This window comes from Vagococcus sp. WN89Y (assembly GCF_052220145.1).
Taxonomy (GTDB): Bacteria; Pseudomonadota; Gammaproteobacteria; order Enterobacterales; family Enterobacteriaceae; genus Kosakonia.
In genome coordinates, this window is record NZ_JBQPOM010000063.1 from 14,879 (window position 1) to 32,341 (window position 17,463).

Annotated in this window: 15 protein-coding genes; 5 read left to right on the forward strand and 10 right to left on the reverse strand. The window is 55.3% G+C overall.

The features are described from left to right. Positions 1-135 precede the first annotated feature (135 nt). Positions 136-1,251, forward strand: coding sequence for a porin (locus ACTU3N_RS17825; RefSeq protein ID WP_443087463.1), 1,116 nt, complete (start codon positions 136-138; stop codon positions 1,249-1,251). Between the two features lie 130 nt (positions 1,252-1,381). Here ACTU3N_RS17825 and crl read toward each other — a convergent pair whose 3' ends face one another. The 3 genes from crl to gpt form a co-directional block, all read right to left on the reverse strand. After that, positions 1,382-1,783 carry a sigma factor-binding protein Crl gene (gene crl, locus ACTU3N_RS17830; protein WP_443087464.1) on the reverse strand — a complete coding sequence of 134 codons (402 nt, stop codon included), beginning with the start codon at positions 1,781-1,783 and terminating at the stop codon, positions 1,382-1,384. 57 nt (positions 1,784-1,840) lie between these two features. Continuing rightward, positions 1,841-3,085 (reverse strand): esterase FrsA, encoded by a 1,245-nt coding sequence (gene frsA, locus ACTU3N_RS17835; protein WP_443087465.1) that lies wholly within the window; start codon positions 3,083-3,085, stop codon positions 1,841-1,843. Positions 3,086-3,190: 105 nt separating this feature from the next. Next, the gene (gpt, locus tag ACTU3N_RS17840) at positions 3,191-3,649 is read right to left on the reverse strand and encodes a xanthine phosphoribosyltransferase (RefSeq protein ID WP_443087466.1); all 459 of its coding nucleotides are present in this window, start codon (positions 3,647-3,649) and stop codon (positions 3,191-3,193) included. A gap of 257 nt (positions 3,650-3,906) precedes the next feature. On the opposite strand from gpt, the gene pepD reads away from it, so the two are divergent. Then, positions 3,907-5,364, forward strand: a complete 1,458-nt coding sequence (gene pepD, locus ACTU3N_RS17845; RefSeq protein WP_443087467.1) for a cytosol nonspecific dipeptidase — start codon at positions 3,907-3,909, stop codon at positions 5,362-5,364. A 33-nt stretch (positions 5,365-5,397) separates the two neighbouring features. Here pepD and dinB read toward each other — a convergent pair whose 3' ends face one another. Then, positions 5,398-6,453 (reverse strand): DNA polymerase IV, encoded by a 1,056-nt coding sequence (gene dinB / locus ACTU3N_RS17850; RefSeq protein ID WP_443087468.1) that lies wholly within the window; start codon positions 6,451-6,453, stop codon positions 5,398-5,400. Positions 6,454-6,768: 315 nt separating this feature from the next. On the opposite strand from dinB, the gene dpaA reads away from it, so the two are divergent. Continuing rightward, complete coding sequence (gene dpaA / locus ACTU3N_RS17855) at positions 6,769-7,506, forward strand: peptidoglycan meso-diaminopimelic acid protein amidase (protein WP_443087469.1); 738 nt, start codon at positions 6,769-6,771, stop codon at positions 7,504-7,506. Here dpaA and ACTU3N_RS17860 read toward each other — a convergent pair. Both ACTU3N_RS17860 and lpcA read right to left on the reverse strand, forming a co-directional pair. Further along, positions 7,477-8,244: a class II glutamine amidotransferase gene (locus tag ACTU3N_RS17860; RefSeq protein ID WP_443087470.1), complete on the reverse strand. Its 768-nt coding sequence runs from the start codon at positions 8,242-8,244 to the stop codon at positions 7,477-7,479. The two genes, dpaA and ACTU3N_RS17860, sit on opposite strands and share 30 nt — an antisense overlap. A 72-nt stretch (positions 8,245-8,316) precedes the next feature. After that, positions 8,317-8,898 carry a D-sedoheptulose 7-phosphate isomerase gene (gene lpcA / locus ACTU3N_RS17865; protein WP_443087471.1) on the reverse strand — a complete coding sequence of 194 codons (582 nt, stop codon included), beginning with the start codon at positions 8,896-8,898 and terminating at the stop codon, positions 8,317-8,319. Positions 8,899-9,132: 234 nt separating this feature from the next. On the opposite strand from lpcA, the gene fadE reads away from it, so the two are divergent. Both fadE and ACTU3N_RS17875 read left to right on the forward strand, forming a co-directional pair. Further along, entirely contained in the window at positions 9,133-11,580 is a 2,448-nt protein-coding gene (fadE, locus tag ACTU3N_RS17870) for an acyl-CoA dehydrogenase FadE (protein WP_443087472.1), read from the forward strand. 102 nt (positions 11,581-11,682) lie between these two features. Continuing rightward, positions 11,683-12,453, forward strand: a complete 771-nt coding sequence (locus ACTU3N_RS17875) for an amidohydrolase (protein ID WP_443087473.1) — start codon at positions 11,683-11,685, stop codon at positions 12,451-12,453. A gap of 44 nt (positions 12,454-12,497) precedes the next feature. Here ACTU3N_RS17875 and ACTU3N_RS17880 read toward each other — a convergent pair whose 3' ends face one another. Genes ACTU3N_RS17880 through ACTU3N_RS17895 form a run of 4 tightly spaced genes read right to left on the reverse strand, consistent with a single transcriptional unit; the run spans position 12,498 to position 17,461 of the window. Further along, positions 12,498-14,099 (reverse strand): gamma-glutamyltransferase family protein, encoded by a 1,602-nt coding sequence (locus ACTU3N_RS17880; RefSeq protein ID WP_443087474.1) that lies wholly within the window; start codon positions 14,097-14,099, stop codon positions 12,498-12,500. Between the two features lie 9 nt (positions 14,100-14,108). Then, positions 14,109-14,984, reverse strand: coding sequence for an ABC transporter permease (locus ACTU3N_RS17885; protein WP_443087475.1), 876 nt, complete (start codon positions 14,982-14,984; stop codon positions 14,109-14,111). Further along, positions 14,984-15,928 (reverse strand): ABC transporter permease, encoded by a 945-nt coding sequence (locus ACTU3N_RS17890; RefSeq protein ID WP_443087476.1) that lies wholly within the window; start codon positions 15,926-15,928, stop codon positions 14,984-14,986. Before ACTU3N_RS17890 ends, ACTU3N_RS17885 begins: the two co-directional genes overlap by 1 nt. Before the next feature lie 18 nt (positions 15,929-15,946). Beyond that, positions 15,947-17,461 (reverse strand): ABC transporter substrate-binding protein, encoded by a 1,515-nt coding sequence (locus tag ACTU3N_RS17895; RefSeq protein ID WP_443087477.1) that lies wholly within the window; start codon positions 17,459-17,461, stop codon positions 15,947-15,949. Positions 17,462-17,463 lie beyond the last annotated feature (2 nt).

Sequence of the window (17,463 nt, forward strand, 5' to 3'; positions counted from 1 at the left end):
AATCCAAAACATACTTTTTTAAAAATATTCTTAAATTGTCATATTTCTTTAATTTCAGAACGATAAAACCCTTCCTGTTTTCACGGGGCCATAAGCCCAGCGAATATTAGCGCGTATGATAAATCAGGAATCAAAATGAAAAAGAGCACTCTGGCATTAATGGTAATTGGCGTTGTCGCTTCCACATCTTCCGCTCACGCAGCCGAAGTTTATAACAAGAACGGCAACAAACTGGACGTATATGGCAAAGTTAAAGCCCAGCACTATATGAGTGATGACACCGGCAACGACGGTGATAAGACGTACGTGCGTTTCGGTTTCAAAGGCGAAACCCAGATTAACGATTACCTGACCGGTTACGGTCGTTGGGAAGCAGAATTCGCGGGCGACAAAGACGAAAGCTCCTCAACCATGAAAACCCGTCTGGCCTTTGCCGGTATCAAAATCAAAGATTTTGGTTCTATCGATTACGGCCGTAACCTCGGCGTGCTGTACGACGTGGCTTCCGTAACGGATATGTTCCCGGAATTCGGCGGCGACTCGCTGACCCGTACCGATAACTTTATGACCAAGCGCACCACCGGCGTGCTGACCTACCGCAACACCGATTTCTTCGGAATGATTGACGGTCTGGATATGACCCTGCAATACCAGGGCAAAAATGAGAACAACCGTAGCGCAACCGTGGACAGTGCTGGCGTTATCACCAGCGGCCAGAGCAATATCATCAAGCAGAACGGTGATGGCTTCGGCGCGTCACTGGCTTATGATTTCGGCGGCAGCCCGTTCAGCCTGCTCGGTGCCTATGCCAACTCCGATCGCACCAAACAGCAGAACGAACTGCTGGCCTATGGCCGTGGTGAGAACGCTGAAGCCTGGGCAGCTGGCGCGAAATTTGACGCAAATAATCTCTATATCGCGACCATGTACGCAGTGTCATACAACATGACGCCAATCTCTTCTTCACGTGGTTTTGCGAACAAAGCAGAAAACTTTGAAGCCGTGGTTCAGTACCAGTTCGATTTCGGTCTGCGTCCGTCCCTGGGTTATGTCCTGACCAAAGGCAAAGACATGGAAAACGGCATCGGTGACGAAGATCTGGTTAACTACATCGATGTGGGTGCAACTTACTACTTCAACAAAAACTTCTCGGCCATGGTTGATTACAAAATCAACCAGATCGACAGCAACAACAAGCTGGGCATTGCGGATGACGACGTCGTCGCCGTTGGCGTGACTTACCAGTTCTAAGCTTGCCTGCCTGAACCCTCGTAATTTGAAATGCCCTCGCATGAGGGCATTTATTCTCTGATTTAAGCCGCAGGCGATGGTCTGCGATACCCGATGGCGCTGCGCCACCGGGTATTTTTTTATCAGGCAATTACGCGGAGAGTTTAACGAGTTGCTCGTTGAAGTTGTCGGCGGGTTCCAGCTTAAGCTCAAGTGATTTCAGCAGGGTGCGGGCGCGCTCATGGAACTCAAGCAGCGTCTGTTCGAGTCGCTCGGTCACTTCCTTGTCTTTGATTGCCGTCGGTTGCCACTGCCCTTCTTTATCAAAGAGGCCAAACTGGTAACGGTAGGTGAAACGCGACTCCTGCGCTTCCATTTCCATCCACCAGCCCCAGAACTCACGTTTTTCCGGTGCCGGTTTTACGTTGACGCATACGGCCAGACAGTCGAAGAAAAAACGGTTATCTTCGCATTGCTCTTCGCGGATATAAGGCCCTAGCGCAGTAAACTTCTTAATCAGCCTGCTTTTCGGATGTCCACTCGGTAACGTCATTGCGATCTCCTTTTGTGAAGCAACTGTTTTACCAAATCAATAGAATTTATCAATCTATTAAGAGAAATGATGACTTATCCAGCGGGTGATTTGTCGCAACGCATTGTCAAAATTTCGATACACCGGATTGAACGCAATCTCCAGCAGCTTGCCATCCGACGATGACGAGGTTATCAGGCGCGACTCCTCTTCCGGGCTAAATGGATCGTTCTGCCAGAAGCCAGAAAGCATCGGCGTCGGGCAGCGTCGGCCTAATAACCCCTGGGTCTTCAGCGAATAGCGATTCAGCTCCACGCGTAATGCTTCATCAGAGGCATCAGACATTCCTAAGCGGCTGGCCAGCACATCCAGATACATTCCGGGAACGCGGCTCTGGCGCTGCGGATCGCTGAGCAGCGCATGGACAACCGGCCCCAGGCAGGCGACCGCTTTTAACCGCGACGCTTCCAGGTAAGCCAGGCGCACGGCGACGTTCGCCCCAAAACGAAAGCCAAACGCCGCGACACGGGTGTGATCAACCCAGGGAACATTGGGTAGCTCTTTCAGCACATGCTGGTGCAACTGGCTGGAATCCTGCGTCAGCTTCCATTTTGATGAGAAGCCAACAGAAGGCATATCCAGCGTCAGCATGGCGATGCCCTGAGGGGCGAAATAGCGCTCATAGAGGGTGTAATAATCACTTTGCAGGCTATCCAGCCCCCCGCACATCAGCACCGTCGGGAACGGCCCTTCGCCCGCGGGCATATGCAAAAAGCCGGTGACCGGCGCGCCGCCAGGCACCGCGAACTCCATCTCTTTCATACTGCCGGGCAGATATTTCGCAGCCTCTTCATAAGCCCGGTTTGCCAGCACCTGGGCCTGCTCAGCAAGCGTATCGCCTTTAATATGGGGGTATGCGGCGATGCTATATAAGGTAGAAGCATGCAGCCAGTGGCGACCGCAAAGGTCCGGGTTGTTCTCCTGCGACGCCTGTTGCTGCCATTTCATCGCCTGGGTGGACCACTCATAGATCCAGTTGCCGCCGCGATAACCAATAACCGTGTCGTACAGCTCAGCATCGGTGCGCTCGGCCTTATTCATCACGATGCGCGACTGCACATCGAGGATCTCACGCGCATCAATGCCCCGCCAGATCCACATCAGACGATTCAGCATGCGGTACCAGTGCGGCTCGGTGCTGCCTTCCAGCGCCGAGTGAACAGATTGCGGCGCCCCCCGGTTGACCCGGCGCACCAGCGTGGAGGTTTCAGGATGTTTAAAGCGAGGTTTGAAGAGCGTTTCACTGAGGTTCGACTGTGGCATTAGGCTCAGACTCCAGGTTTCTATCACTGGAAGTTATTGTAACCTGTCACAGCCTAAAATGAACAACGCCCGGCAAGCCGGGCGTATGCAGAAATTTACGCTAAATTAGCGACCGCTGATAGGCGGAACGAATACCACGCCCATATCCCACGGCTGTTCAATCCACGTATCCTGCGGAATATCGATGACATAATCGTCAACCAGCGGGCGACCTGCCGGTTTGGCAAAAATGGTTACAAAATGTGCTTTCGGATACATATCACGAATAGCAACTGCCGTACCGCCGGTATCAACCAGGTCGTCAATAACGATAAAGCCTTCGCCGTCGCCTTCCGCGCGTTTGAGCACTTTCAATTCACGCTGGTTATCGTGGTCATAGCTGGAGATGCAAACGGTATCAACATGACGAATGCCAAGTTCACGCGCCAGTAATGCGCCGGGCACCAGACCGCCGCGGCTGACGGCAATAATGCCTTTCCATTGTTCTGAGGGCATCAATCGGGCTGCCAGTTTGCGTGCATGAATCTGCAACATGTCCCAGGTGACGACGTATTTTTCGCTCATGTGAAGTGTCCCAGCCTGTTTTTTACGGCTTAAATTGTATTCGAGGGGGAATAGGTTGCGCGAGATTATAGAGATCTCAAGCACTAAAAACCAGTGTTACCCGGCATCGCATAAGCTTTTTACATCGCATGGTGCTCGCAGACGGTCAGGAAAGTGGTATTCTCAGGGCCATCTCGCAAGCATAATTGCGATGTATGTTTATTTAACCCTGTGGCCTGTGAGGTTTGCTGTGCAGGCTCATCGTAAGGAGACTCATCGTGTCTGAACTGTCTCAACTATCTCCGCAGCCGCTGTGGGATATTTTTGCCAAAATTTGTTCTATTCCCCACCCTTCCTATCATGAAGAACAGCTTGCTGAGCACATTTTAGGCTGGGCGAAAGAGAAAGGTCTTCACGCTGAGCGCGACAAAGTAGGCAATATACTGATTCGTAAACCGGCGACGGCCGGCATGGAAAACCGCAAATCCGTAGTGCTGCAGGCGCACCTGGATATGGTGCCGCAAAAAAACAACGATACTGAGCACGATTTCACCAAAGATCCTATTCGCCCGTATATCGATGGTGAATGGGTTAAAGCGCGCGGCACCACGCTCGGCGCGGATAACGGCATTGGTATGGCTTCCGCCCTGGCAGTACTGGCTGATGAGACAGTGGAACATGGCCCGCTGGAAGTGCTGCTGACCATGACCGAAGAAGCCGGGATGGACGGCGCATTCGGCCTGCAACCAGGCTGGCTCCAGGCCGATATTCTGATTAACACCGACTCTGAAGAAGAGGGTGAAATCTACATGGGCTGCGCGGGCGGTATCGATTTTATCACCACCCTGCCGCTCTCACGCGAAGCGGTTCCGGCGGGTTTTGAAACCTTCAAACTGACCCTCAAAGGCCTGAAAGGCGGTCACTCCGGCGGCGACATCCATTTGGGTCTTGGTAATGCCAACAAACTGCTGGTGCGCTTTCTCGCAGGCCACGCAAGCGAGTTAGATCTTCGTTTACTGGATTTCACCGGCGGCACCTTGCGCAATGCTATCCCGCGCGAAGCGATTGCCACCGTTGCCGTCCCGGCAGATAAAGCCGCACAGTTAAAAACGCTGGCAAGCGATTACCTGGCGCTGCTGAAAAACGAGCTGGAGATGAAAGAGAAGAACCTGACCGTTCTGCTCGAAAGCGCAAGCAGCGACAACGCCGCCCTGACCACCGCCTCGCGCGATGCGTTTATTCGCCTGTTGAATGCCATGCCGAACGGCGTGATCCGCAACTCAGATGTGGCCAAAGGCGTGGTGGAAACGTCCCTGAACGTGGGCGTGGTCAGCATGAAGAATGAGAGCGCAGAAATCGTCTGCCTGATCCGTTCGCTGGTTGATAGCGGTAAAGATTACGTGGTCAGCATGCTGGAGTCGCTCGGCGCGCTGGCGGGTGCGAAAACCGAGCCAAAAGGCGGCTACCCTGGCTGGCAGCCGGACGCGCACTCCCCGGTGATGGCGCTGGTGCGCGAAACCTATCAGCGTCTGTTTAACAAAACGCCAAACATTCAGGTGATCCATGCGGGTCTGGAGTGCGGTCTGTTCAAAAAACCGTACCCGGAAATGGATATGGTCTCGATTGGGCCAACCATCACCGGCCCTCACTCCCCGGATGAGCAAGTGCATATCGAAAGCGTGGGCCAGTACTGGACATTGCTGACCGAGCTGCTAAAAGCGATCCCGGCGAAGTAAGCCTGCCGTCCGCGCCGCCTGGCGCGGACGTCTTCACAAACCCAGCACCAGCTGGCGCTCCAGCTGCGGGTCCAGTAACGTTACATGTAGCCCCACCAGCCGAACGCCGCGCCCGCCGCGACGCTCATCCCAGGTTTTACGCGCGGTCGCCAGCAAATCCGCTTTATTTAACTGCGGCCAGACATGCTCCTGCGTCGTGAGCTGAAAATCATTAAATTTAAGTTTTACACCTTGCCGGGCAATTAACAGATCCGGTTTCACTTTCGCGAGCCTGCGCTCCAGTTCGGGATATAAATGCTCAATAATCGCTTCACACTCTTCCCACTGGTATATATCTTCCGCCAGCGTTCGTTCAACCCCCACGGATTTACGCAGACGCTCGCTGCTAATTTGCCGCTCGTCGATTCCCTGGCTTCGCTCCCATAATATGCGGCCAAATTTGCCAAACCGTTTTAATAATGTGGCGAGATCGCTCTTTTGCACATCTTCACAAGTTCGCAGCCCCATACTTTCCAGTTTTGCGGCTGAGACTTTACCTACCCCTGGGATTTTACTTAAGGGCAAAGTACGTAAGAACTCCGGCACATCCGCAGGCGTAATAACATATTGCCCGTTGGGTTTATTTAAATCTGACGCTATTTTGGCGAGAAACTTCACCGGCGCGACACCCGCCGAAGCAGTTAGCTGTGTTTCATTAAAAATGGTCTGGCGGATCTCTTGCGCCATCAGCGTTGCCGAGCCGTAGCAGTGCGGGCTATCGGTCACATCAAGATAGGCTTCATCCAGCGAAAGCGGTTCAATCAACGTGGTATAGCGGGAAAAGATATCGCGGATCTGGTTCGAGGCTTCTTTATAAGCATCAAAACGACCGCGTAAAAGCGTGAGGTGCGGGCAGAGTTTCAGCGCCATCGCCGTGGGCATCGCGCTGCGGACGCCAAACTTACGCGCCGGGTAGTTAGCGGTACTGATCACGCCACGCTGGATCCGGCTGCCGCCGATGGCTATCGGGATATCGCGCAGCGCCGGATTATCACGCATCTCTACTGCGGCGAAAAAACAGTCCATATCCACATGTATGATTTTGCGCATGCGTACACCCTCACAGAACACTGGATAAGTATACAGCAAAATTAATTAAAATTAGAAGCCAACTTACCCGCCACGAATAAAAAGCTGGAATTTTCCCGATCTCACTGTTAATTCAGAACTTTTCTTTGCAAGCGTGTTTTCAGGCACGGTGAGTAATAAATCAATAAGAAAACAAAAGTGTAAACCTGACGATCCACGCTTGCGAAAATATACTGTGATGCTAATGTGGGCGCTCCGAAACAGATTCGTCTGAATTTTGGGCTTCTTTTGCCGTCCTGGCAATGTGGTATTAGCTTTTTCAAGGAAACATGCAGTATGCGCAAAATCGCATTATTTATTGCGATGCTTCTGATACCGTGCGTCTCTTTTGCTGGCCTTACTGGCAGCAACAGTTCTATTACGCCGGTGAGCAAAGAATATAAGCAGCAGTTAATGGGTTCGCCGGTTTATATCCAGATCTTCAAAGAAGAGCGCACCCTTGATCTTTACGTCAAGATGGGCGAGCAATATCAGCTCCTCGACAGTTATAAAATTTGTAATTACTCCGGTGGCCTGGGCCCAAAACAGCGCCAGGGTGATTTTAAAAGCCCGGAAGGCTTTTATTCCGTGCAGCGTAACCAGCTAAAGCCGGACAGCCGCTTTTATAAAGCCATTAATATTGGCTTCCCGAACGCGTTTGACCGCGCGCATGGCTACGAAGGTAAGTACCTGATGATCCACGGTGCCTGCGTCTCTGTCGGCTGCTACGCCATGACGGATTCCGGTATCGATGAAATCTTCCAGTTCGTGACCGCAGCCCTGGTGTTCGGGCAGCCGAACGTGCAGGTGAGCATCTATCCGTTCCGCATGACGGATGCCAATATGCAGCGTCACAAGTATTCTTATTTCGCGGATTTCTGGAAACAGCTAAAACCCGGCTATGACTATTTCGCCGCCACCCACCAGCCGCCGGTAGTCTCCGTCGTGGACGGGCGTTACGTGGTCAGTAAGCCGCTGAGCAGCGCAGTTCAGCCTCAGCTGGCGTCAAACTACACGCTCCCCGAGGTAAAATAGCGCCCACTCGCCTGGCATAATCTTGTGCCAGGTTTCATTACCCGTCAGCGGCTGCGTGGCAATCACGGTAACCACATCGTTCGGTGTGGTTTCCCGCTGAAAATCAATTTCCACATCCTGATCCAAAAGCTTAGCGACGCCAAACGGCGCACGGCGGGTTATCCAGAATAGATTGGTCGAGCAGAACGCCATCACGTAGCGCCCGTCCGACAACAGCATATTGAAAACGCCCTTCTCGCGCAGTTCACAGGCAAGCGACGCAATATACTTAAACACCGCTGGCATATTGCCCGGCGTGCGTGGATAGCGCTCGGTCAGTTTGTGCAGCAGCCAGCAGAAAGCTTTTTCGCTGTCCGTCTCGCCAACCGGGCGAAAGTTGCCGGTTGCCAGCGTTTTATAGCCGCTAAGCTGGCCGTTGTGAGCGTAAGTCCAGTGACGCCCCCACAACTCTCGGGTAAATGGATGGGTGTTTTCCAGCGCCACTTCGCCACGGTTTGCCTGGCGAATATGGGCAACTACCGAGCAGGACTTGATGGGGTAATCCTGCACCAGTCTTGCAATCGGTGAGTTAAAGCTGGGTTGCGGGTCTTTAAACGTGCGACAGCCCTTACCTTCGTAGAAGGTGATCCCCCAGCCATCTTTATGCGGCCCGGTGCCTCCACCGCGCTGCACCAGCCCGGTAAAACTAAAGCAAATATCCGTTGGCACATTCGCGCTCATACCGAGCAGTTCGCACATACACACCCCCACAGCGCCTGGCAAAAGCGTGAACACGGGCAGCGCGTTAATGCCTGCGCCACCTGGATTTCGTTACGCCTTAACCATCTCTTTTTCGATCAGTTGAATCAGAATATGGATAACCTTGATATGGATTTCCTGAATACGATCGGCGTAACCGAAGTGCGGAACGCGGATCTCAATATCAGCCGTACCGGCCATTTTACCGCCGTCTTTACCGGTCAGGGTAATCACCTTCATGCCTTTTTCACGCGCAGCCTCAATCGCTTTAATCACGTTGGCAGAGTTACCGGAGGTGGAAATCCCCAGCAGCACGTCACCTTCGCGACCTACCGCCTCAACATAGCGGGAAAAGACGTAATCATAACCAAAGTCGTTACTGACACAGGAGATATGGCTGACATCAGAAATCGCAATCGCCGGGTAACCCGGGCGGTTTTCACGGTAGCGACCGGTTAACTCTTCGGCAAAGTGCATGGCATCGCAATGCGAGCCGCCGTTGCCGCAAGAGAGCACCTTACCCCCGGCTTTGAAACTGTCGGCCAGTAAAACCGCCGCGCGCTGAATCGCGTGGATATTGGCTTCATCTTTCAAGAAATTAGCCAGCGTTTCAGCTGCTTCATTCAGTTCATTACGAATCAGATCCTGGTACATGAGGATTTCCTTCACAGAATTGTAAATAACAGGCGCAGTTTAACGGATAGCAGTCAAGCCGAGAAGCTAAAGCAAGACCCGGCAGCTGAATTCGCTTTGCGGTCACATATTCACCTCAACAATGTGAACCAGGTTGTAATTATTTTGTAAACACATTGCTAAAAAAAGCGCCATCAACTAAAAACATATCATTACAAGTGGTCAGACCTCCTACAAGCCAGGGAGCTATTCGTTATGATGATTTTGAGTATTGTCGCAACCCTCGTTCTACTCAGTGCGCTGTTTTATCACCGGGTGAACCTGCAACTAAGCAGCGTAATTTTGCTGGTCTGGACCGCCGCGCTCGGCGTTACCGGCCTGTGGTCAATCTGGGTACTGCTGCCGCTGGCCATCATTCTGGTGCCGTTTAATTTGCCCTCCATGCGCCGCTCGCTGATTTCTGCGCCTGCTTTTCGTGGATTTCGCAAAGTGATGCCGCCGATGTCGCGCACGGAAAAAGAGGCTATCGATGCCGGGACCACCTGGTGGGAGGGAGATCTGTTTCGCGGCAACCCGGACTGGAAAAAGCTGCATAACTACCCGCAGCCGCGCCTGAGCGCCGAAGAGCAAGCTTTTCTCGATGGCCCGGTAGAAGAAGCCTGCCGCATGGCAAACGACTTTCAGATAACGCACGAGATGGCCGATCTGCCGCCGGAACTGTGGGCGTATTTAAAAGAGCATCGCTTTTTTGCGATGATCATCAAAAAAGAGTACGGCGGGCTGGAATTCTCTGCTTATGCGCAGTCCCGCGTGCTGCAAAAGCTGGCTGGCGTGTCCGGCATTCTGGCCATCACCGTGGGCGTGCCGAACTCGTTAGGGCCAGGCGAGCTGCTGCAACATTACGGTACGGAAGATCAGAAAGATCACTACCTGCCACGCCTGGCGCGCGGTTTAGAAATTCCGTGCTTCGCGCTGACCAGCCCGGAAGCAGGCTCTGACGCAGGCGCCATCCCGGACACCGGCGTGGTCTGTATGGGCGAGTGGCAAGGCGAGCAAGTGCTCGGCATGCGCCTGACCTGGAACAAACGCTATATCACCCTGGCCCCAATCGCCACAGTGCTCGGCCTGGCATTCAAACTCTCCGACCCGGACAAGCTGCTGGGCGGCGAAGAAGAGCTGGGTATTACCTGTGCGCTGATCCCGACCTCAACGCCGGGCGTGGAAATTGGCCGCCGTCACTTCCCGCTTAACGTCCCGTTCCAGAACGGGCCAACGCGCGGCGAGGATATTTTTGTGCCGATCGATTACATCATCGGCGGGCCGAAAATGGCCGGACAGGGCTGGCGTATGCTGGTGGAATGCTTGTCGGTGGGTCGCGGGATCACCCTGCCCTCTAACTCCACAGGCGGTCTGAAATCCGTTGCCATGGGGATTGGTGCCTACGCCCACATCCGCCGCCAGTTCAGAGTGGCTATCGGTAAGATGGAAGGTATTGAAGAACCGCTGGCGCGTATCGCAGGCAATGCGTATGTCATGGATGCAGCAGCATCGCTTATCACCTACGGCATCATGCTTGGCGAAAAACCGGCGGTGCTCTCCGCCATCGTCAAATATCACTGTACACACCGTGGTCAGCAATCAGTTATTGATGCGATGGATATTGCAGGCGGTAAAGGCATTATGCTCGGCGAAGGCAACTTCCTTGCCCGCACCTACCAGGGCGCGCCGATTGCCATCACTGTTGAAGGGGCGAACATCCTTACCCGTACCATGATGATCTTCGGCCAGGGCGCGATCCGTTGCCATCCGTATGTGCTGGAGGAGATGGCTGCCGCGCAAAATAATGACCTTAATGCATTCGACAAACTGCTGTTTAAACATATCGGCCATGTCGGCAGTAATACGATGCGCAGCCTGTGGCTCGGCCTGACGCGTGGGTTAACCAGCGCAACGCCAACCCGCGATGCCACCAAACGCTATTACCAGCATCTGAACCGCCTGAGCGCTAACCTTGCCTTGCTTTCTGATATTTCGATGGCGGTACTCGGCGGTAGCCTCAAGCGTCGTGAACGCATCTCTGCACGCTTAGGAGATGTGTTAAGCCAGATCTTCCTCGCCTCTGCCGTACTGAAACGCTATGACGACGAAGGCCGCCAGACCGCCGATCTCCCGCTGGTACACTGGGGCGTGCAGGATGCGCTTTACCAGGCTGAACAGGCGATGGCTGATTTGCTGGAAAACTTCCCGAACCGCTTCGTGGCAGGCGCATTAAGCCTGGTCATCTTCCCGACCGGTCGCCACTATCGCGCCCCGTCCGATGTGCTTGACCATAAAGTGGCGAAGATCCTGCAAACGCCCAGCGCCACCCGTTCACGCATTGGCCGTGGTCAGTACCTGACCCCAAGCGCGCACAACCCGGTCGGCCTGCTGGAAGAAGCGCTTGTGGATGTGATTGCCGCCGACCCGATCCACCAGCGCATCTGTAAAGCGTTGGGCAAACACCTGCCGTTTACTCGCCTGGATGCGCTGGCTGAGCAGGCGCTGGCGGGCGGGCTTATCAATCAGGAAGAAGCCGACCTGCTGGTGAAAGCCGAGGCCAGTCGCTTGCGCAGCATCAATGTTGATGACTTTGAGCCTCAGGCCCTGGCGACGCAGCCGGTCATCAACACGCCGGAAAAGGTGCGTAAAATCGAAGCCGCCTGATGCCAGAGCAATGTGAAATCCAACCCGCGAATGAACTCGCGGGTTTTTTTATATCTTCGCATGCTACAGTGTGAAGAGGTGGCCTTAGGGGGAGTCGACATTGTGCCTGGCTTAAAAATTTCTCTGTTACAGCAGCCGCTGGTCTGGATGGACGGGCAGGCTAATTTGCGCCATTTCGATGTGCAGCTTGAAGGGGTGAGCGGGCGCGACATCATTGTTTTGCCTGAAATGTTTACCACCGGCTTTGCGATGGAAGCGGCAAAACAGTCGCTTTCTGAGCAGGATGTTATCGCCTGGATGCGCGATAAAGCACGCCAGAACAATGCGTTAATTGCCGCAAGCGCCGCGCTGCAAACGGAACAGGGCGCGGTAAACCGTTTTTTGCTGGTCGAACCGGAAGGCAACGTGCACCGCTACGATAAGCGGCATCTGTTTCGCATGGCGAACGAGCACCAGCATTATGAAGCCGGTCGCGAGCGCGTCGTGTTTTCGTGGCGTGGCTGGCGCATCCTGCCGCTCGTTTGCTACGACCTGCGCTTCCCGGTCTGGTCGCGCAACCGCGATGATTACGATCTGTTGCTGTATGTTGCCAACTGGCCCGCGCCTCGCTCCCTGCACTGGCAGGCGCTGCTGGTGGCGCGCGCGATCGAAAATCAGGCCTGGGTCGCCGGGTGTAACCGGGTAGGCACCGACGGTAACGGGCATCACTACCGTGGCGACAGCCTGGTGGTCAGCCCGCAGGGTGAAATCGTGGCCGACGCAGACCCGCATCAGGCAACACGTATTGATGCACAACTGTCGCTGGAAGCGCTCAGAGAGTATCGCAAGCAGTTTCCTGCCTGGCAGGATGCCGACCCGTTTACGCTGGGCTAGTACGCAACCCGCGCCTGTACAGCGCGCGGGTTAAATGATGCACCTTAACTGACCAGCGCCTGCCCATCTTTGCGGCTCTCGCTCGCCGCCGCGTAGTGGCCTTCCGGCATGCGGTAAATGGCCTGCGCCCCGCCAAAGTTGTAATCACTTAGCGGATCTTCAACCGTAATCAGGTGTCCGCGCTCGCGCAGACCCGCGATGATATTTCGGTCAAACGTCGCCTCCACAATCACCTCCCGGCCTTTCACCACGCGCCAGCGCGGCGCATCGATCGCCGCCTGCGGGTTTTGCCCGTGCAGCATAATACGCAGCGCCATCTGCATATGCCCTTGCGCCTGCATTGGCCCGCCCATCACGCCGAAAGACATCAGCGGTTTGCCGTCTGCCGCCATCGCAAAGCCGGGGATAATGGTGTGGAAGGGGCGTTTACCCCCCGCAAGCCGATTCGGGTGCTCAGGGTCGAGCACAAAACCACAGCCGCGGTTTTGCAGGCTGATACCGGTCTCCGGCACCACCACGCCGGAGCCAAAACCCATAAAGTTAGACTGAATAAATGACACCATCATGCCGCTGGCATCCGCGGTCGAAAGATAAACCGTGCCGCTTTGCGTCGGCGCGCCAAACACAAAATCCGATGCTTTGTCAGGATCGATAAGCGCCGCGCGGGATTTCAGATAGAGATCGCTTAACAGAAGATCGGCGGAAAACTCCATATGATCTTCGTCGGCCACGTAACGATCGAGATCGGCAAGCGCCAGCTTCATCGCCTCGATGCACAGATGCAGCGACTGCACCGAGTCCGGATCGTAGCGTTCTATCCCGCACTGCTCCAGAATGCCAAGCGCAATCAGCGTGGCAATTCCCTGCCCGTTCGGCGGCAGTTCCTGCACGGAGCCACCGGCAAACTCGCGCGACAGCAGCCCGACCCAGTCCGCTTTATGATTCGCCAGATCCTCAAGGCTCAGATGCGCGCCATGCTGCCCGGCGAAAGCGGCGATTTTTTGCGCCAGCTCGCCACGATAAAACGCCTCGCCTTTGGTCTTTGCGATAAGTTCCAGCGTGTGAGCCTGCGCCGGATTACGGAAAATTTCCCCGGCTTTTGGCGCTCGCCCAAGCGGGGCAAAACAGTCGCTGAAACCAGGCTGGTCTTTCAATTTTAGATACCCACGCTGCCAGAGATGGGCAATCAGCGGCGAGACAGGGAAGCCCTCTCTGGCATACTCGATAGCCGGTTGCGCCAGCGTGGTTAACGGCAGCGAGCCGAAACGCTCCGCCAGCGCCACCCAGCCGGAAACCGCGCCGGGCACCGTCACCGTATGCCAGCCAATTTCCGGCATCGTCTTGAGATCTGCGTGCATTTCCCCGTGCCACGCCGCCGGAGAGCGCCCTGAGGCGTTCAGCCCGTGCAGCGCCTTACCATCCCAGACAATGGCAAACGCGTCGCTGCCAATGCCGCATCCTGTCGGTTCGACCACCGTCAGGGCCATCGCCGTCGCGATTGCCGCATCCACCGCGTTACCGCCCTGCTGTAGCATGCGCATCCCCGCCTGGGCCGCCAGAGGTTGAGAGGTGGCCACCGCATTGCGCCCCATCATGGGCACCCGGCGTGAATCATACCTGACGTTAAAATCTATCGCTTTGGTCATTCAAACTCCTTAGTCGTGGCGAGGATCGAGCGCATCACGCAGCCCGTCGCCCAGTAAATTAAAACCCTGCACTGTCAGAAAAATAGCCACGCCGGGGAAAATGGACATCCAGGGCGCCTGCTCCAGGAATCCTTTTGCAGTATTGAGCATCGCGCCCCATGAAGGGCCTGGCGGCTGTTGACCGAGGCCAAGAAAGGAAAGGCTCGCTTCCGTGATGATTGCCGAGGCAACGGCAAGCGTCGCCTGCACAAGGATTGGTGACATCACATTGGGTAACACATAACGCACGATTATCCAGCGATCGGGCAGGCCAATCGCGCGTGCGCCTTCGATATACTCTTCGTTACGAATGGCGATGACCTGCCCGCGCGTCAGACGGGCAAAGATGGGCATTGCCGACAGACCAATGGCGATCATCGCGTTGGTCAGGCTCGGCCCCAAAAATGCGCCCAGCGCGATAGCCATAATCAAAAACGGGCAGGCCAGCAACGCTTCGATAATGCGGGAAATCACGCCATCCCAAATGCCCTGAAAGTAGCCCGCCAGCAGGCCAAGCGGCACGCCGATGACCACCGCTATCACCACCGACACGCAGCCTGCCAGCAGCGACGTACGCGCGCCCCAAATCATGCGCGACAAAATATCGCGCCCCAGCTCATCCGTGCCGAACCAGTACAGCTCCGAAGGAGGCTTACGCACCGCCAGAAAGTTCGCTTTCAGCGGATCGAAGGGCGCAATCCACGGGGCAAGCAGGGCCAGCAGCACAAACACGCCCACGATCACCGCGCCAATCACCGCGCTTTTGTTGCCAAGAAACCGTTTCAGCACCCGGTTCTCTGTGCGCAGCGGCGTTGCCGCCACGCCAGCAGTGGTCAGTTCCGCCATTATTCGCTCCGCATTTTCGGGTTAATCAGCACATACAACACATCCGCCAGCAGGTTAAGCAGCAGAAAACCGATAGCCACCACCAGCACCACGCCCTGCACCACCGCGTAATCACGGTTAAATACGGAATCAACAATCATTTTGCCAAAGCCCGGAATGGTGAAGACCTGTTCGGTCAACACCGCCCCGCCCAGTAATTCGCCGAACAACAGCGTGGTCAGGGTTATCACCGGTACTAATGCATTGCGAAACGCGTGCTTCATAATGACTGCCTTTGGCAACAACCCTTTGGCGCGGGCGGTGCGAATATAGTCGGCTTTCAGTACCGCAATCATGGACGCACGGGTATGGCGCATTAAGGTCGCGGCCAGACCCGTGCCCAGCACCAGCGCAGGCAACAGCAGCGTACGCAGGTTTTGCAGCGGGTTTTCGCTAAAAGGCACAAACCCGGAGGCTGGTAACCACTGCAAATTGACGGAGAAAATCAGGATCAACAAAATCCCCAGCCAGAAATGCGGCACCGAGATCCCGGAGATAGCGACAAAGTTAGCCCCGTGATCGATCCAGCTATTTTTATTCACCGCCGCCAGCACCCCCATGCTGATGCCAAACACCAGCGCGATGATCATCGCCAGCAGCGACAGCTCAAGCGTGACCGGTAATTTGGTGGCGATAAGCGAGGTTACCGGCTCCTGGGTGCGTAAGGAGACACCTAAATCCCCCTGCACGGCACGGGTCAGCCAGTGGAAATACTGCACCGGGATCGGTGCATCCAGGTTTAATTCCGCGCGTAACTGGGCGATCACAGCTGGATCGCGCTCCTCCCCAAGCATGGCGGTCAGCGGGTCGCCGGGCAGCAATTTTTGCAGCCCGAACACCATCATACTGACCAGCAACAACGTCGGGACGGCGAGCAGCAGACGTTTGCAAATCAATTCCAGCATGGTTTCTCCTGTAGCCGTTTATTTTGCGAGCGTAATGCCCGCCAGACGCACAATCCCGTCGGGATAAGGGGTAAAACCCTGGACCTTTTTATTCAGCCCAAACAGGCGCGGCTCAAAGTAGAGATAGGCAATCGGCATATCCACCTGCAACTGGTTCACCACTTTCTCGTACAGCGCCTTGCGCGTTGCCGGATCGTTTTGCAGGCGTGCCTGGGTCAGCCACTCATCAACCTGCGCATTGCTGTAACGACCATCGTTAAGCGTGCCTTTGCTGTGAATAAAGCCGTAGATGCTGCCGTCCGGGTCCGGGCGGCCTGACCAGCCGGAGAAGCTCAGCTGGTAGTCGCCGTTTTGCTGCCTGTCAAGCAGCGTAGCGAACTCGGTCATTTGCAACTGGAGGTTAAAACCGGCTTCCCCCGTCATCGCCTGCAACACTTGCCCCACCTGCTGGGATATCGGGTTATTCGGCACCAGCAGCGAAGCGGTGAGCGGCGTCTTGACTCCAGCTTCTTTCAGCAGCGCTTTGGCTTTTTCCACGTCGCGTGGCGCAACGGGCAGCGCCACGTGGTAAGGGCTGACGGTGGAGAATGCCTGGTTTGCCGGAGTGTAAATGCCTTCGAATACCACCTGATTGAGTGCGTCTCTGTCGATAGCGGCAGAAAACGCTTCGCGCACGCGGGCATCTTTAAACGGATCGTTGGCCGGGACTTTGCCGTTGTTGATGTTAAAGGTGATGCCCTGATAGCCAAGACCGGTAATCTTCGCCAACTGCAATTTGCTGTCGTTCTGCACGGTTTTCACATCGCTTGCGGCAATGCCTTCGGTCAGATCCAGATCGCCTGCGCGCAGGTTCGCCAGGCGCACAGAAGCATCCGGGATGGGCAGATAGATAACTTTATCGAAGTGATAGGCGCTTTTATTCCAGTAGTTTTCAAAACGCGTTAAAACGATGCGATCCTGGGAAACACGGCTGTCAAATTTATAAGGCCCGGAGCAAACCGGGTGCGCGGCGAAATCGGCTTTTTTCGCCGCTGTGGGTGCCAGCATCGCGCCAGCGCGATCGGTGAGCTGCATCAGCAGAGCAGAGTCCGGCGTTTTCAGATGCAGCGCTATCTGCATCGGCCCGGTCACTTCTACGGACTCCACGGAAGATAGCTCGCTTTTGCGCAAGGAACCGGGCAGCGTGAGCGCACGATCCAGGCTGAATTTTGCCGCGTTCGCATCAAACTTCTCGCCATCATGGAACGTCACGCCTTCGCGCAAATCCAGGGTCAGGGTTTTGCCGTCGTCGCTCCACGACCAGGCCGTGGCCAGCCCCGGCACAACTTTCAGGTTTTCATCCACATCCACCAGCCGATCGCACAGCGAAGCAAACACAAACCGGCCATAGTAAGTCCGCGCCAGGTGCGGATCGAGCATATCCGGGTCCGCACCCAGTCCCACGCGCAGCACACTTTCAGCCTGGGCGGGCAGCGCCGCGCCCAGCAACAGAACACTTCCCAGAACAGTCAAAAGAGAATTTCGCACTATCATTA